Here is a 16,624-nt window from a genome sequence, read left to right as displayed (position 1 = left end):
GCGCGCGACCGCATCAGTTCGACTTAAACTTGGCGCTGCACGCTAACAAGCACGGTATGACGAGACAATCAAAATATCATACCGGTCAGGACGGAAATTTGGGATGCAACGGATCACCATCACCATCGAAGACGAGCTGCTGACCGAGATCGATGCCGCGGCGGAAGCCCGCGGCTATCAAAACCGCTCCGAGATCATCCGCGATCTCGCCCGCGCCGGCCTGCAGCAGAGCGCCGAGGATACGGCCCCATCAGGCCAATGCGTTGCAGCCCTGGTCTATGTCTACGACCACGCCGCGCGCGACCTTTCGAAGCGGCTGGTGCAAAATTTCCACGGCCACCACGATATGTCGCTGGCGACGCTGCACGTCCACCTGGACGACGACTCCTGCATGGAAGTGACGGCGCTGAAGGGCGCCAGCGGCGAGGTAAAGCACTTTGCCGACCACATCATCGCCGAGCGCGGCGTGCGCTATGGCCGCGTCGTGATGATCCCGACGGCATCCGACGAGAAACCGAAGGCGCGCAAGCGTGGCCATCACGACTAGCGTCGAGGCAAGAACGCGTGGCCCGGATGGAACGAAGCCCAATCCGGGACCTTTTCCGAGGATCCAAACATCCCGGATTGCGCTGCGCTCCATCCGGGATACGAACCCGGGTTACCTGTCGGAGCGGCCGATCACGGCCATCAGCTCCGCGATCTTTTCGCGCTGATCGGCCTTGTTGCCGCTGGTGATCGCGTGTTCGACGCAATGCGACACGTGATCCCGCAGCACCTCCTCCTCGACGCGACGGAGCGCGGCCCTGACAGCGGAGATCTGGGTCACGATATCGATGCAGTAGCGATCCTCCTCGACCATCTTGGAGAGGCCGCGGACCTGGCCCTCGATCCGGCTGAGACGCTTTTGACAGGATGCCTTGATGTCTTTTCTCATGCGTGCCTATATACCCCTGTAGGGTATAGGTTACAAGAGCCGGAGCAAATGATGAACAACAACGAAAACGCCGACCGAAGCGGCGCGTCAAAGGGCGCCTGCTGCGGCGGCCACAGCCAGGCCGGCCGCGACCACAGCCATCACGATCATCACGCACATGCCGCTACAACCGTGCGCGACCCTGTCTGCGGCATGACCGTGAATCCCGCGACCAGCAAGCATCGCTTCGACTATCGCGGCGAAACCCATCATTTCTGCTCGGCCGGCTGTCGCACCAAATTCGCTGCCGACCCTGTCGCCTATCTCGATAGAGACAGCCGGCCGAAAGCCGCCGTGCCGGAAGGCACGATCTACACCTGCCCGATGCATCCGGAGATCCGCCAGGTCGGCCCCGGAAGTTGCCCGATCTGCGGCATGGCGCTGGAGCCGGAGGTCGCGAGCCTCGATGCCCCGCCCAATCCGGAACTCGCCGACATGACGCGCCGCTTCTGGATCGGCCTCGTGCTCGCGCTGCCGGCGGTCATCCTCGAAATGGGCAGCCATCTCGTCGGCGGTCACGGCTTGCTCGATCAGACGCTGTCGAACTGGATCCAGTTCGCGTTTGCCACGCCTGTGGTGCTCTGGGCCGGCTGGCCGTTCTTCGTGCGCGGCGGACAGTCGCTCGTAACGCGCAATCTCAACATGTTCACGCTGATCGCGATGGGTACCGGCGTGGCCTATGTCTACAGCGTCATCGGCGCGGTTGCGCCCGGAATTTTCCCAGCCACCTTCCGCGGCCATGGCGGCGCGGTTTCAGTGTATTTCGAGGCGGCCGCCGTCATCACCGTGCTCGTGCTGCTCGGCCAGGTGCTCGAACTTCGCGCACGCGAAGCAACCTCGGGCGCGATCAAGGCGCTGCTCCAGCTCGCACCAAAAACCGCCCGCCGGATCGGCGACGATGGCGCCGATCATGAGGTGGAAATCGATGCGCTGGCGGTCGGCGATCGTCTGCGGGTGCGCCCGGGCGAGAAGGTGCCGGTGGACGGCATCATCGTCGAGGGCCGCTCCTCGCTCGACGAATCATTGGTGACCGGCGAATCCATGCCGGTCACCAAGGAGTCCGGCAGCAAGGTCATTGCGGGCACGCTCAACCAGTCCGGCGGGTTCGTGATGCGCGCCGACAAGGTCGGACGCGACACGCTGCTGTCCCAGATCGTGAAGATGGTGGCGGACGCGCAGCGCTCGCGGGCGCCGATCCAGCGGCTGGCCGATCAGGTTTCCGGCTGGTTCGTGCCGATCGTAATCCTCGTGGCGCTGATCGCGTTCGGCGCCTGGGCCTGGTTTGGCCCGGAGCCGCGCATGGCGTTCGGCCTGGTCGCCGCGGTCAGCGTGCTCATCATCGCCTGCCCCTGCGCGCTCGGCCTCGCCACGCCGATGTCGATCATGGTCGGCGTCGGACGTGGCGCGCAGGCCGGCGTGCTGATCAAGAACGCCGAAGCGCTGGAGCGGATGGAGAAGGTCGACACGCTGGTGGTCGACAAGACGGGAACGCTGACCGAGGGCAAGCCGAAGGTGGTCGCCATCGTGCCGGCAGACGGATTTGACGAGACCGACATTCTGCGGCTGGCTGCGACCGTCGAGCGCGCCAGCGAACATCCGCTGGCGGACGCCATCGTGCGGGCGGCCAGGGAGCGCAATCTCGATCTCGGCAAGGTCGACGAATTCGACTCGCCGACGGGAAAGGGCGCCACCGGCAAGGTCGACGGCAAGACCATCGTGCTCGGTAACGCGAGCTTTCTGCAATCGCTCGGCATCGAGACCGGCTCGCTCGGCGAACAGGGCGAACGTCTGCGCCGCGACGGCGCCACCGTCATCAACATCGCCATCGACGGCAAGCTCGCAGGGTTGTTCGCCATCGCCGATCCGGTGAAAGCGTCGACGCCGGATGCGCTGAGGGCGCTGGCGGCGGAAGGCATCAAGGTCATCATGCTGACCGGCGACAACAAGACGACGGCGAACGCCGTCGCACGCAGCCTTGGAATTGCCGACGTCGAGGCGGAAGTGCTGCCCGACCAGAAAAGCGCCGTGGTCGCAAAACTGCAGAAGGCCGGACGAATCGTCGCGATGGCCGGCGACGGCGTCAACGACGCGCCGGCGCTTGCCGCCGCCGAAGTCGGCATCGCCATGGGCACCGGCACGGATGTCGCAATGGAAAGCGCGGGAGTCACGCTGTTGAAGGGCGATCTCGGCGGCATCGTTCGCGCCCGCCGCCTATCGCAGGCGACCATGCGCAACATCAGGCAGAACCTGTTCTTCGCCTTCATCTACAACGCCGCCGGCATTCCGATCGCCGCAGGTATTCTCTATCCGGCTTTTGGATTGCTGTTGTCGCCGATCATCGCCGCGGCGGCGATGGCACTGTCGTCGGTAAGCGTCGTCGGGAATGCGCTGCGCCTAAAGGTGAGGCGGCTCTAATGCCCGGGGCAGAAGCCGAAGCGCGTCTCCGCGCTGGATGTCCCGGGCATCCACATCTTGACAGCAAGAGAGACGTGGATGGCCACAAGCCCGGCCATGACGAGAAAGTAGTTCACGCTGCCTTGGCCGCCGTCCGGCCTGGCAATCCGGCGCGCGCCAATCCGCCATACAGCGCTTCACCCGGCATTTCCGATTTCAGGATTCCGCGCACCGCGATCAGCTTCTCGATATCGATGCCCGTTTTGAATCCCTTGCTCTCGCACAGGAACACCAGATCCTCGAACACGACGTTTCCGGTCGCGCCCGGCGCGAACGGGCAGCCGCCGAGGCCGCCGAGCGATCCATCCAGCACGCGCGCGCCAGCATCCAGCGCAGCCGAAGCATTGGCGATGCCCATGCCGCGCGTGTCATGCAGGTGAATGCAGATCGGTTTTGCGCCCGCAATCTTCACCGCGGCCGAAGTCAATTCCCCGACCTGCTTCGGTCCGGCATAACCAACCGTGTCGGCAATCGCGACCATGTCGACGCCGGCCTCGAACAGTTTTTCAGTCAGCCGCAGCACTTCCTTCGGATCGACTGCCCCGACGATCGAGCAACCTAGTGCCATCGAGATCGCGGAGTTCACCACCGGCCTGTGCGCACTGGCGTCGCGCAGTTCACAGAGCCGTTTGACGTTGGCAATCGCCGACTCGCGCGAGCGGTTGGCATTGGCCTGGCTGTGCTCCTCGGTCGCTGACACCACCGTCGCCACCTCGGCGACGCCAGAGGCCAGCGCTTCGTTCGCCCCGCGCTCATTCAGCGTCAGCGCAACGCCGTAAGCGCCGGGCAGCGAGGCCACGGTCCCGATGATGTCGCGCACGTCGGCGAATTGCGGAAATGTCTTTGCCGGCAGGAACGAGCCGACCTCGAAATGCCGCACGCCCGCGGCATATTCGTCGCGGATCCAGCGCTGCTTGGCGGATGTCGACGGAAACGTCTTCACGAGCTGCAGGCCGTCGCGCAGGCCGACCTCGCGCAGGACGATCTTGTTGTCGGGATAGAGTTCCTGGACGCGGGTCATGGCAACCTCTTGCGGCGTTGTTTTTGATTGCAGTCTTGTTTCCCCGGGGGGCGGCAAGCCCTTGCCGAAGCCCCTGCCTGTATCTACCTCTCGCGAGGGTTTTTTCACAAGAGGCAAGACCGCCATGCTGGACGCCGCCGTCAAGGCGCTTTCGCAGATCCTGTCGCCGCCGATGCGCTCCATCCTGTGGCGCTCGATCGGGCTGGCGCTGGTGCTGATCACGGTGCTGGCAATCGGATTGCAGCGGCTGTTGAGCTGGTTTGCCGATTACGGCGAGGGCTGGGCGGAGGCGATGCTCGGGCCGGGCTTTCACACCTCACTCCACATCCTTGCCTGGATCATCTCGATCGCGGCCGGCCTTGGCGTCGTGCTCGGCGGCATTTTCCTGATGCCGGCGGTCACCTCGCTGATCGCGAGCGTGTTCGTCGATGATGTCGCCGAGCACGTCGAGCGCAAACATTATCCGGCAGAGCGCCCCGGCGACGCGCTGCCGCTCGGCGTCGCGATCCCGGAAGGAATCAAGACGGCGCTGCTGACCATTTTGGTCTATCTGATCGCGCTGCCCTTCGTGCTGTTCGCGGGCGCGGGCTTTTTGATCTTCTTCATCGCCACCGCCTGGCTGCTCGGCCGCGAATACTTTGAACTCGCGGCGATGCGTTTCCGCTCACCCGCGGAAGCCAAGGCCATGCGCAAGGATAATTCGGCGACCGTGTTCACCGCGGGCCTGTTCATCGCAGCCTTCGTGTCGATCCCGATCGTCAATCTGGCGACGCCGGTGTTTGGCATGGCCTTCATGGTCCACATGCACAAGCGGCTGTCCGGTCCGAGACCGGAGCTGATCGAGCCTGTGCGAAAGACGGGCATGCCGGTGGCTTGATTGGGTTCGTCATTCCGGGATGGTGCGTTAGCACCAGACCCGGAATCTCGAGATTCCGGGTTCGGCGCTTCGCGCCGCCCCGGAATGACGTGAAACACTCACACCGTCTTTTCCGGCCAACGACAGAGATCGTTGATCAGGCACACCTCGCAGCGTGGCTTGCGCGCGAGACACGTGTAGCGCCCGTGCAGGATCAGCCAATGGTGGGCGTGCCGCATGAATTCGGGCGGAATCACCTTTTCCAGCCCTAATTCGACCTCAAGCGGCGTGCTGCCGGGCGCCAGCCCGGTGCGGTTGCCGACGCGGAATACATGCGTATCGACCGCCATGGTGTGTTCGCCATAGGCCATGTTGAGCACGACATTGGCGGTCTTGCGGCCGGCGCCGGGCAGCGTCTCGATCTCGGCCCGCGTGCGCGGCACCTCGCCGCCGAATTCATTGATCAGCTTTTCCGACAGCGCGATGACGTTCTTCGCCTTGTTGCGATAGAGCCCGATCGTCTTGATGTACTCGCGCACTTTCTCTTCGCCGAGCTCCAGCATCTTCTGCGGGGTATCGGCCACCGCAAACAGCGCGCGCGTCGCCTTGTTGACGCCGGCATCCGTTGCCTGCGCCGACAGCACCACGGCGACCAGCAGCGTATAGGGGTTGAGATGCTCGAGCTCGCCCTTCGGCTCCGGATTGGCCTTGCGGAAGCGGCTGAAGGCCTCTTGGATCTCGGCCGGGGTCCAAGGTTTTTGCTTTGAAGATTTTGGTTTGGCTGATGGCTTCGCCACACGCCTTGGCCCCGCCTTGGCGGCCTTCTTTGCCACTTTCTTCGGCACCGACGGAACGCTGGATTTTTTCGCGCTGATTGAGCGGATGATTTTGGCCATGATCGGGATATACTGATACGCGATGACCGCAGGCAACGACTTTGATCCGGCGCTTGACCAGCCGACACTGTTTTCGGCGCGGGTGACGCCGCATCGCTCGCTCAATCCCACCGGCTTCCTGGTGCTGATGACATTCATCGGCGCGGTGAGCTTTGTCGCCGGCATCGCATTCTTGCTGATGGGCGCCTGGCCGGTGCTCGGCTTTTTCGGCCTCGATGTGCTGGTAATCTACTGGGCGTTCCGGATCAATTTCCGCAGCGCTGATGCCACCGAGGATGTCGTGGTGACGCCGTCGGAATTGCGGGTGCGGCGGGTCAGCCATCGCGGCCATCTGATCGAATGGTCGTTCAATCCGCTCTGGGTGCAGCTCGAGCAGACCGGCGACCCCGAATTCGGCATCGAGCACCTCTATCTGGTCTCCCGCGGCCGCCGGGTCCCGATCGGCCATTTTCTCGGGCCGGACGAAAAGGCCAGCTTTGCCAAAGCCTTACTGGCTGCGTTGCAGACCGCCAAGCGCGGTATCACATACAATCCGGTCGACTAAGGCTTTTCTCTTTTTGACGCGTTTTTCTTCACGCGAACCGGTTCCCACTTCGTTCGAAAACGCTACGTTGGCTTGTCAGAAATCGGGTGGTTTGGACCGCGAATGAGCCCTAAATCAGACCCCATGATGATATCAGCCATACATGACCAGCGCCTGGCCAGGCCGGGCCACCAGAGCGCCGCGCTGCGCGACTACGACTCGGTGCGGCGCGCCATCGCGTTCATCTCCGAGCACTGGCGCACGCAGCCGACCATCGAGGCGATGGCGGATGCCGCTGCCGTGACGCCGGATGAACTGCACCATCTGTTCCGCCGCTGGGCCGGGCTGACGCCAAAGGCTTTCATGCAGGCGCTCACCCTGGACCATGCGAAGGGCCTGTTGCGCGATTCCGCCAGCGTGCTCGATGCCGCGCTCGACTCAGGGCTGTCGGGCCCGGGCCGGCTGCACGATCTGTTCGTCACCCATGAGGCGATGTCGCCGGGCGAATGGAAGAACGGCGGCGCCGGCATGACGCTGCGCTACGGATTCCATGCTTCTCCCTTCGGCACCGCGATCGTGATCGCCAGCGGCCGCGGGCTGGCAGGGCTTGCCTTCGCCGATCCCGGCGAGGAGCCGACGGCGTTTGCCGACATGAAGCGGCGCTGGCCGAACGCGACCTATGTCGAGGACCACGACGGCACGGTCGACCTCGCGCAGCGCATCTTCGATACGCGGCTGTGGCGGCCGGACCAGCCGCTCCGCGTGGTCCTGATCGGAACGGACTTCGAGGTGCGGGTGTGGGAGACGCTGTTGAAAATCCCGATGGGCCGCGCGGTCTGCTATTCCGACATCGCCAACAAGATCAAAAGCCCGAAGGCCTCGCGCGCGGTTGGCGCCGCCGTTGGCCGTAATCCGGTGTCGTTCGTGGTGCCCTGCCACCGCGCGCTCGGCAAAGGCGGCGCGCTGACCGGCTATCACTGGGGCATCACGCGCAAGCAGGCGATGCTCGGCTGGGAAGCGGGACAGGTCGGGCTGCACTGACGGTGTGGTTCGCAGGGTGGGCAAAGGCGCATCGCGCCGTGCCCACCATCTATCCCGATGACGACTGAATGGTGGGCACGCTACGCTTTTGCCCACCCTACCAATCCAGCTCACGCCGCCAGATCGACTTTCGTTGCCACGGTCGAATCCGCATTCAACCGGTAGATCACCGGCACGCCGGTTGCGAGCTCGCGCTTCAAAATCTGCTCGGGCGTCAACTTCTCCAGCACCATGATCAGCGCGCGCAGCGAATTGCCGTGGGCGGCGACCAGCGTGCGCTGTCCGCGCAGCACGCCGGGCAGGATCTCCTGCACATAATAGGGCAGCGCGCGCGCCAGCGTATCCTTCAGGCTTTCGCCGCCGGGCGGCGGCACGTCGTAGGAGCGGCGCCAGACCAGCACCTGGTCCTCGCCCCATTTCTTGCGGGCGTCATCCTTGTTGAGGCCCGACAAGTCGCCGTAGTCGCGTTCGTTGAGCGCGAGGTCTTTCGTCGTCGGCAGTCCGGTCTGCCCGATCTCGGCGAGCATCAGCTTCAGCGTATGCTGCGCCCGTGTCAGGTCCGAGGTGAAGGCAACGTCGAACGTCAGCCCTTGCGCCTTCAACTTGCGGCCGGCCTCCTTGGCCTCGGCAACGCCCTGTTCGGTGAGATCAGGGTCCTTCCAGCCGGTGAACAGGTTTTTCAAATTCCATTCACTTTGCCCGTGACGCACGAGCACAAGAAGACGTTCGCTCATTGAAGGGATTTTCCGTTGTTCGATTTCTAGAAGTCGGTGAGCCCCAGCACGTCGGTCATCGTATAGAAGCCGGGCTTCCTGCCGTGCGCCCACAACGCGGCCTTCACGGCGCCCTGTGCGAACATCGTTCGGTCTTCCGCGCGGTGGGTCAGTTCGATCCGCTCCATGGTGCCGGCGAAGATCACGCTGTGATCGCCGGTGACGGTGCCGCCGCGCAGCGAAGCAAAACCGATATCGCCCGGCTGCCGCGCGCCGGTATGTCCGTCGCGGCCGCGCGCCGAATGGGTGTGCAGGTCGACGCCGCGGCCGGCGGCGGCGGCTTCACCCAGCAGGAAGGCGGTGCCCGACGGCGCATCGATCTTGGCCTTGTGATGCATTTCGACGATTTCGATGTCGAAGCTTTCATCCAGCGACTGCGCGACGCGCTTGACCAGCGCGGCGAGCAGGTTGACGCCGAGGCTCATATTGCCTGATTGCACCACCACGGCGCGGGAGGTAACGCTCTTGATCACGGCCATGTCGGATACCGACAGCCCGGTGGTTCCGACAATGTGCACGAGGCCGCGTTCGGCGGCGATTGCGACATTGGCGATGGTGGCGGCCGGCACGGTGAAATCCAAAATGCCGTCGGCATTGGCCGACAGCTTCCACAGATCAGCCGAGAGTTTGACCCCATTCTCCGGCAGACCGGCGAGCACGCCGGCATCCTTGCCCAAAAGTTCCGATCCCGGCGCTTCCAGCGCACCGGTCAAAACCGCGCCCGGCGTCTCCGAAATGACGCGCACCAGCGCGCGGCCCATCCGGCCGCCGGCCCCCGCAACGATCAATCGCATATCGGCCATGGTTTCACCTCTTTACGCCCTATAGCGGGACGAGGCCGTTCCGGCAACCAATCAGGCGGCCGTCTGAGGCTTCCGAGCGGCCATGCGGGCTGGGCCCTGGATGGAGAGAGGGGGCAAGAAGGACAGCGATCCTGCCCGGACATTTATTTCGATCTGGCGACGATCAGTATGGTCAGCGCCCATGGCTCGCCGGATCAAACCAGATGCCCCGAAGACCGGCTACCTCTCGCTACTAGAGGGTGAATTCCATGTCTTTCTTCAGGACGACCCGGCCGTCGCGCTCGACAACATAGGTGGCCTTGTAGGTGCCACGATCCCAGCCGGCCGCCGGACGCTTTCTGCCGGTAAACAACAGGAACTGCGCCTTGTTCGCCTGAAGTTGCGGGGCTCGATTTTCCGCGACGACGTTTCCGAGTGGGTCCTGGATCACGAGTTGTTGCGCGTCGCCCGTCTTCAGACCGATAACACGAACAAAGGCAACAATCGCCGCGGCGCCGGCGGACGGCGATTCCTTGTCCGCACTTCCATCCTCTATGAGCTCCATCGTCACCGGACCGCTCGCGAAGCCGGCGTTTAGAATGGCTCGCTCCTGATAAGCGAGTTGCGCGTGAAGCGCGGGGCGCCACAGCGGTTCGCCACTACCGCATGAGCCGGGGGCGGCGCCATAGGCGAAAGGATCGACGATTGCCCCCTTGTGCCTGACCGTGAAATGCAGATGAGGATATTCGGTCAGTCCTGAAAGACCTACGCGGCCAAGCGGCTGCCCGGCCTCAACCACGTCGCCGGGCCTCACCGCCAGGCTGCCGCTGGCCATATGGCAATACTGGGTTTCCCAGTGCTCCGGATGTTCGATCACAACGCCATTGCCGCATTCGACATCGCGAACGGCTTCGCGCGCCGATCTGCCAAAGGCGCCATCTGGCGCGCCGTCTCGTGTGCGAAGAATGCGGCCACTTGCGGAAGCGAGGACTTCCACGCCTGCCCTTTGCGACGCCAGTGACGGCAAGCGAAAGTCGGTCCCGTTATGGCCGTCATACGTCAAGGTGCCGCATTTGAAGTCTCGCGCTGACGCTGACGGATCGGCATCAATGTAATTCTGGATGTAGCAGGTCCGGCCAGGTTCGCAGGCGATTGGCATCCCCAATTGAATGCTCTGGGCGATCACTTCGGAAGAAAGGCCGAGTGCCGCCGCAAAGGCAAAGGTCCGAGAAAAAGTCGCAACGCGCATGAAATCCCGGGCCATCATGGGGCGGCCTGTGCATCAATCCAGTGGCCGGCTGCCGGCCGCGTAAAGGTCAATCTCACTGTCGCCGTTCAACCGGCCATCAGATGCCACCGCCCCGATAGCCTTCTCGCGCGTCCCGGCGCCGAACGGCGATTGCGTGAGATGATAGAGCAGAAAGAACTCTGCCTGCCGATTGATCCCCAGTTTAAGCATGATGCGCTTGGTGTAGGTTCTGACCGTTGCCTCGGTCAAGCGCAGGTCGGCACCGATGTCCCGTGGACTTTGGAATTGAAGAATCCGGGCGATGATTCGCTCTTCGGCCCAGTTCAACCCGAAGGCCGATGCAATTCGGTGCGCCCCCAGCACTTCATCGAATTGCGGCACGATGACCAACGCTTTTCGCGCGTCGCAATGCGTTGGTGCGGCTCCGATCTTGGCGAAGGCAAACTGCTGGCGCTCGGTCGAGAGAGGTACAGTCGTATTTAGCCGAACCTGACCGGGCCGTGGAATCAACGCCTCCCGGATTGCCTCCCTCAAACTCTCCGTTACCGGTCCGCTGGACCCCGCCAGCCTATCACCATCCAGGCTGATAAGTTCGCCCTTTGCCAACAGCGCCCGTCCGCCGCGATTGACCTCATGAATATGCAGACCGTCGTCCACGATGAGGGCGGGAAAAGCCAATTTTTCCAGCCAGGTTTCCGCGTCCGAATGTCGATCCGGTGGCCGCCGCGCAAGGGAATGCGCCGTCTCCCAAACCGTACGCACCGCGCGCGCAAGGCAGGGAATTTCGGCCCGGGCGAGCGTAGCCCGCCGCCATCCCGCTACAAATACCACAGTTGACCTGTCGCGAGAGGCAAACCTCCCTATGACGGAATGACTGTTTGTTCCTGGCTCGGAGCCGATCAATTTCCGCACAAAAGTGGTGCGCGCGTTGACCGGTTCGAGGAGAGCGCAATCTGCACCAGCGCCCTTGCGGGCAATTCGCGCGACGGTCGTGGTGCACGACGGATCGATTGTGGCGTGTCCGATCCGGACCTCTCGAAGCTCCGACGCGCTCGTGCTCGACATGACCGCGACGTAGCAACTGCTGCATTCGAAAAGCTCGGCAACAGCCCTGCCGAAATATTCCATCGCACTCCGGTTGGGACCTTGCTCCGTAGGCCCCGCTATCTGAGGATCATCGGTGTTCTGATGAGGCTCGCCGTCCACAGTGGTGTTGAAGCGAAATCCACCCTGCCTGAATGGTAGCGTCTTGTTATTCCCATGCATGGGCGCCTCCCGCAACAAGATGCACTCGAACTCATGTCGACGGCTTAGTGCTCCTTAAACGCGCGATTGATGCGCAGTTCCATTGGCTGCAATAAATATTCGGCAAAGGTTCTTTCTCCCGTCTCTATAAATATCTCTACGGGCATTCCGGGCAATAGCGAAGAAAGATACGAGGCGGTCGGCGCGTTGATATCAAGTTCCAGTTCCGCCATGTAAGACGTAACGCCACTCTTGGCGTCGGTCAGCGCGTCTGCCGCCACGGCGACGACCTTTCCATCCAGCATAGGCCGACGACGGATATTCAACGCGTGAACCCGCACGCGCGCAGTCTGTCCGGCATAGACCTCTTCCCGATCTATTGGTTTCAATGCTGCCTCGATGACAAGTCGATCTTCCATCGGAACTATTTCCAGGAGCGTTTCGCGGGGCGCAAGCACAGCGCTAAGGTCTCTGCTGTTGAGGCCGACGATCTTTCCACTCTCTGGGGCGCGCAATTCAGACCGACCAAGCTGATCGCGCAACGCGGCAATTCGATGTCGAAGATCACCGATCTCCTCGCTCGTCGCATGCAGCTGCTTCGCGATTTCCTGATTCTGATTGAAGCCGAGCTGTCGACGCCTGTCCTCCAGCTCCGCCATTTTGCCTCTCATCTCGGCCACCGACGACGAGTTGCGGCCAATCTGGCCGCTGGCCTCGGCTTCGGCTCGCTTCAATGCCAACACGCGTGGCTTTCGGGCGAGGCCCTTTGCCAGCAGGTAGCTCGTATCAGCTATCTCTTCCTGCAATAACTTAAGTTGTTGCTCGACACCTTTGGTGTTGCTTTCGAGGCCTCGGATCGAGTCCGCAAGTTGCAGCATCTGCTGATCGATCATCTTGCGCTGATTCTCGATCGCGGTCAGTCGCGCTGCAAACTCGGCTTCCTGAGTTTGCATGGCAATCCGCGCGGACTCATGCCTCTCGTTCTTCTTCAGTTCGTCGGGAAACAAAATCGATTCGGCGCGAGTCTGTTCCGCCACCAGCCGCGCCTCCATCGCGAGATCCGCAAAGTATTTTGTCTTTAGCGAGCCGAGGGTTGCTTCGATCTGCGTGGTGTCGAGCCGCGCGATCAACTGACCGGTCTCGACCTGATCGTTTTCCCTGACGTGAATTGACTTTATTATCCCTCCCTCGAGATGCTGGACGGCCTTGCGCTTCGAATGAACCTTTATGACACCTGATGCCACAACCGCGCCGCGAAGCGGGACTGTCATGGCCCACACCCCGAAGCAGCAGAATTGTAGAACGAGCAGCACACAGCCCCATCCGATGATCCGCCGCATATCGGATCGTGGCCGTTCCTTGCTGAAAACGGCGACTGCACGATCTTGACCTCTTTCCGTCATCGAGCAGTTCCCCTCGTGGCCAGTTTCGGAGGTTCCGTACTGTGCCGGACTACGTGCGGCTTCGAGACGGGGGTGCCGGGCAGGCGGAGGACCTCAGCAGGCGACCCGAAAGCGACCTGCACGCCATCCCTCAAAAAGAGCACCGCATCTGCGATGGTCAATAGTCGGGGCCGATGGGTGACAATGACCAGTGTGGCGCCGCGCGCTTTCGCCCGCTCAACGGCGGAACACAGCGCTTGCTCGCCCTCGGGGTCGAGATTGGCATTTGGTTCATCCAGCAGGATCAATTTGCGATTGCCAAAGAAGGCACGGGCAAGACCGATGCGCTGGCGCTGACCACCAGAAAGCTTGTTGCCGTCGCGCCCTATTTCGGTCTGGTAGCCTGCGGGCAGCGACAGGATCATCTCATGCGCCTGCGCGAGCGTAGCCGCGGCAACGATGTCGACGTCACGCGCCTGCTCTTCAAAGCCGGCGATCGCTTCGGCCACTGTGCCGCCGAGAAGCTGCACGTCCTGAGGAAGGTAGCCGACAAACTGACCAAGCTGGTCAGGATCCCAGTTATGCAGAGCCGCGTCGTCCAGCCGGATCGTACCCCCGTTTGGTCGCTCCAGCCCCGCCATCAGCCGCAGCAACGTCGATTTTCCGGCGCCCGTCGGGCCGATCACGACGACTATCCCGGAAGGCGGGCATTCAAAGTTTATGCCTGCGAGAATCGGGCGCGACGTTGCAGCCGTCCGATATGTCACCCGCTCGACTTCAACCCTGCCGGACGGGGACGGAAGCAGCGTACGTCTCTCTCGAACCAGGACCGGCGCTGCGGCCGTCTGAACCTGCTTCCAGGCCTCGTGCGCTGATGTAAGCGCGCGGCGTGCCGAGATCAGGCCCTCCATCGGCTGCAGTGTACGGGCGATCAGGATCGAACTCGCAATCAGACTGCCGGCCAGCACTTCGCTCTGGAGCACCAGCCAGGCGCCAACGCCGATCGCGGCAACCTGCAACGTCGTTCTTACCATGCGCGCCGCAGCGCCGATCGCATAGACGCGCTCGCTGCCTCGAACGACGGGAGACAAGGCCTGGTCGTTGAGGTCCATGAATTCGCGGATGGCACCTCTGGTCCAGCCCATCGCACGCACCAGAGCGGAATGCCGGACAATTCCGTCAAGGGTAGCCTGGGTCTTCTGTGCAGCCTGGGACGCCTGCGCGATTTCATTGCGCGCGATCCAGCTGCTCGCGATGCCCATCGCGAGCAGAACCAACGTTCCGACCAGCGCAATCAGTCCGTACCAGAGGTGCAGGAAAAAGAGGATGAAAACAAATGCCGGAAGAAAGGGAGCATCGAGCAGCGATGCAATCGCTGTGCTGGAAAGAAACGTCCTCAGCTCACGCAGCTTTACAAGATCCTGAGCCCTGTTGTCGCCGCGATTTGCGGTATCAACAATCATGCTTTCAAGCACGATGGGAGCGAGGTGGCGCTCAAATCTGACCGCAAAGCGACTGAGCAGCCGGCTGCGCAGGATGTCGAACGCAGCACTGAAAACAAGAGCAATTGCGGCGATGACGGTGAGACCGACAAGGGTTTCGATGCTACCGCTGCTGATCACCCGATCGAACACCTCGATCGAGTAGAAGGGCACGACCAGAAGCAGCATGTTGATCGACACGCTGAAAGCGACGATCCACATAAATGCGGATCGTCCCGGAATCAATCCAAGCAGCGATCTTTGACCAGACGCTGAGATTTCACCACGGTTACGCGAGTACATGTGCGGCCGGCACTATCACTAACTGAGTACGGCAGAAGGCAGGAGCGGGGCGGCTGCCGGGCCGCCCCGCCGAATTGGATGTTAGACGACTTCGATAGCCGTATAACCTGCGGCAGTGTTGATGTCGGCGATCGACTCGAATTCCGTTCCGGCGCCACCCGTAACGCCGTCGAGCGTGATGGTGCCGAAGCCGAAGTCGAGCACGGTGTTGGTGCCGTCGTCATCCACCACGATGGTGGTCGAATCGAACGCCGGATCGGCATCGACGTTAACTTCATCCCCGTCAGCAAAGCTCAGGTCGGTGACTTCATCGTCGCCGAAGTTGGTGGCAGTGTTGTCGCCGAAATTGTGCACGTCGGTGCCTGCACCGCCTGTCTGCACATCATCGCCGAGACCGCCGTTAAGTTCGTCGGCACCGTTGCCGCCGTCCAACTCGTCATCGCCGTCGCCGCCGTTCAGGACGTCGTTGCCTGCGTCGCCTGAGAGCATATCGGCGCCGTCGCCGCCATTGAGCAAATCGACGCCGGCACCGCCGGCGAGCGTATCATCTCCGGCATTCCCCTCCAGCAGATCGTCGCCGGCGCCACCGTCGAGTTCGTCCGCGCCATCGCCGCCGGACATCGCGTCATTGCCGTCACCACCGGCCATGGTGTCATCGCCGGCATCGCCGAACATGAGATCGTCACCGGCGCCGCCGTTCAGGATATCGTCATCCGCGCCGCCATTGAGCGTGTCGTTGCCGTCATCGCCGTTCAGCGTGTCGTTGCCGAGGCCTCCGTTCAGGAGATCGTCATCAGCACCGCCATTGAGCGTGTCGTTGCCGATGCCGCCGTTCAGCGTGTCGATTCCTGCATCGCCGTTCAGGGTATCATCGCCAGCGTTGCCGTTTAGCGTGTCATCGCCGTCGCCGCCGTTCAGCGTGTCGTCGCCGGCATTCCCGTTCAGCGTATCATTGCCGGCGTCGCCGGAGAGGGTATCGACGCCCGCGCCGCCGTTGATCTCGTCATCGCCAGCTCCGCCGACGATGGTATCGTCACCGGCGTCACCGTCGAGCACATCGTTGCCATCTCCGCCATCGATACTGTCGTTGCCGGCGTTACCGTGGATCGTGTCGACGCCGGCGTTCCCGGACAGCAAATCATCTCCCGCGCCGCCGTTGATCTCGTCATCGCCATCGCCGCCGACGATGGTATCGATGCCGGCATTGCCGTTCAGGATATCGTTGTCGGCGCCGCCATCGATATTGTCATCACCTGCGCCACCATTGACAAGGTCGGCACCGGCCAAAGCGGTTATGGTGTCATTGCCTTGCAGACCGTTGATCTCATCGGGATCTGGCGTGCCAACTAGTACATCATTGCCTGCTGTTCCATCGATAAGTGCCATGAACCTACTCCTTCACGCATAGCCCTCCGCGCGGCGGGTCCGCTTGCGGCCCGTCATGCGCGTCGGGATTTTGTGTTTTGTGTTGGCTCGATTCCATTCACGATCGAAGTGGGGTTCCACGATCGATGTGGGTACGATGGAGGCGACCTTGGATGAAGGCGAGGTGGCGTCGCAATCCCCATTTGGGGACAAAAGAAATACCAGCTAGCGAACACATGGCCCGCAGGCCACGCGTCCACTGCAGGAATGATGGTCAGCT

At 62.5% G+C, this 16,624-nt stretch carries 15 protein-coding genes; 5 read left to right on the top strand and 10 right to left on the bottom strand.

The features are described from left to right. Window positions 1-103 precede the first annotated feature (103 nt). Entirely contained in the window at window positions 104-547 is a 444-nt protein-coding gene (gene nikR / locus V1288_RS11985) for a nickel-responsive transcriptional regulator NikR (protein WP_334357236.1), read from the top strand. A gap of 111 nt (window positions 548-658) precedes the next feature. Here nikR and V1288_RS11980 read toward each other — a convergent pair whose 3' ends face one another. After that, window positions 659-934 (bottom strand): metal-sensitive transcriptional regulator, encoded by a 276-nt coding sequence (locus V1288_RS11980; protein WP_108512737.1) that lies wholly within the window; start codon window positions 932-934, stop codon window positions 659-661. Window positions 935-985: 51 nt separating this feature from the next. Here V1288_RS11980 and V1288_RS11975 point away from each other — a divergent pair, with 51 nt between their 5' ends. Continuing rightward, window positions 986-3,388 (top strand): heavy metal translocating P-type ATPase, encoded by a 2,403-nt coding sequence (locus V1288_RS11975; RefSeq protein WP_334357235.1) that lies wholly within the window; start codon window positions 986-988, stop codon window positions 3,386-3,388. A gap of 112 nt (window positions 3,389-3,500) precedes the next feature. Here the strand turns inward: V1288_RS11975 and V1288_RS11970 are convergent, their stop codons facing one another. Further along, on the bottom strand, window positions 3,501-4,448 hold the full coding sequence (locus V1288_RS11970) for a hydroxymethylglutaryl-CoA lyase (RefSeq protein WP_334357234.1): 948 nt from the start codon (window positions 4,446-4,448) through the stop codon (window positions 3,501-3,503). Window positions 4,449-4,572: 124 nt separating this feature from the next. Between V1288_RS11970 and V1288_RS11965 the strand changes: the two genes are divergently transcribed. Further along, window positions 4,573-5,325 (top strand): sulfate transporter family protein, encoded by a 753-nt coding sequence (locus V1288_RS11965; protein WP_334357233.1) that lies wholly within the window; start codon window positions 4,573-4,575, stop codon window positions 5,323-5,325. Window positions 5,326-5,423: 98 nt separating this feature from the next. On the opposite strand, the gene nth is transcribed toward V1288_RS11965, so the two are convergent. After that, window positions 5,424-6,200, bottom strand: coding sequence for an endonuclease III (gene nth / locus V1288_RS11960; RefSeq protein ID WP_334361283.1), 777 nt, complete (start codon window positions 6,198-6,200; stop codon window positions 5,424-5,426). A gap of 22 nt (window positions 6,201-6,222) precedes the next feature. Between nth and V1288_RS11955 the strand changes: the two genes are divergently transcribed. Continuing rightward, entirely contained in the window at window positions 6,223-6,744 is a 522-nt protein-coding gene (locus V1288_RS11955; protein ID WP_334357232.1) for a DUF2244 domain-containing protein, read from the top strand. A gap of 123 nt (window positions 6,745-6,867) precedes the next feature. Then, on the top strand, window positions 6,868-7,764 hold the full coding sequence (locus V1288_RS11950; protein ID WP_334361282.1) for a bifunctional helix-turn-helix domain-containing protein/methylated-DNA--[protein]-cysteine S-methyltransferase: 897 nt from the start codon (window positions 6,868-6,870) through the stop codon (window positions 7,762-7,764). A 110-nt stretch (window positions 7,765-7,874) separates the two neighbouring features. On the opposite strand, the gene V1288_RS11945 is transcribed toward V1288_RS11950, so the two are convergent. The 7 genes from V1288_RS11945 to V1288_RS11915 form a co-directional block, all read right to left on the bottom strand. After that, window positions 7,875-8,498, bottom strand: coding sequence for a 2,3-bisphosphoglycerate-dependent phosphoglycerate mutase (locus V1288_RS11945; RefSeq protein ID WP_334357231.1), 624 nt, complete (start codon window positions 8,496-8,498; stop codon window positions 7,875-7,877). Window positions 8,499-8,524: 26 nt separating this feature from the next. Beyond that, window positions 8,525-9,340, bottom strand: coding sequence for a 4-hydroxy-tetrahydrodipicolinate reductase (dapB, locus tag V1288_RS11940; protein WP_334357230.1), 816 nt, complete (start codon window positions 9,338-9,340; stop codon window positions 8,525-8,527). A 232-nt stretch (window positions 9,341-9,572) separates the two neighbouring features. Then, window positions 9,573-10,586: a M23 family metallopeptidase gene (locus V1288_RS11935; RefSeq protein WP_334357229.1), complete on the bottom strand. Its 1,014-nt coding sequence runs from the start codon at window positions 10,584-10,586 to the stop codon at window positions 9,573-9,575. A gap of 15 nt (window positions 10,587-10,601) precedes the next feature. Beyond that, complete coding sequence (locus tag V1288_RS11930) at window positions 10,602-11,834, bottom strand: helix-turn-helix transcriptional regulator (protein WP_334357228.1); 1,233 nt, start codon at window positions 11,832-11,834, stop codon at window positions 10,602-10,604. Window positions 11,835-11,878: 44 nt separating this feature from the next. Beyond that, window positions 11,879-13,216: an HlyD family type I secretion periplasmic adaptor subunit gene (locus V1288_RS11925; RefSeq protein ID WP_334357227.1), complete on the bottom strand. Its 1,338-nt coding sequence runs from the start codon at window positions 13,214-13,216 to the stop codon at window positions 11,879-11,881. Then, window positions 13,213-14,898: a type I secretion system permease/ATPase gene (locus V1288_RS11920; RefSeq protein ID WP_334357226.1), complete on the bottom strand. Its 1,686-nt coding sequence runs from the start codon at window positions 14,896-14,898 to the stop codon at window positions 13,213-13,215. Before V1288_RS11920 ends, V1288_RS11925 begins: the two co-directional genes overlap by 4 nt. 162 nt (window positions 14,899-15,060) lie before the next feature. After that, a complete protein-coding gene (locus V1288_RS11915; protein ID WP_334357225.1) occupies window positions 15,061-16,365 on the bottom strand; it encodes a calcium-binding protein in 1,305 nt (434 codons plus the stop codon). Window positions 16,366-16,624 lie beyond the last annotated feature (259 nt).

Source organism: Bradyrhizobium sp. AZCC 2176 (assembly GCF_036924645.1).
Lineage (GTDB): Bacteria > Pseudomonadota > Alphaproteobacteria > Rhizobiales > Xanthobacteraceae > Bradyrhizobium.
The sequence above is the reverse complement of the archived record's forward strand: the minus strand, read 5'-3'. Positions and strand labels throughout refer to the sequence as shown.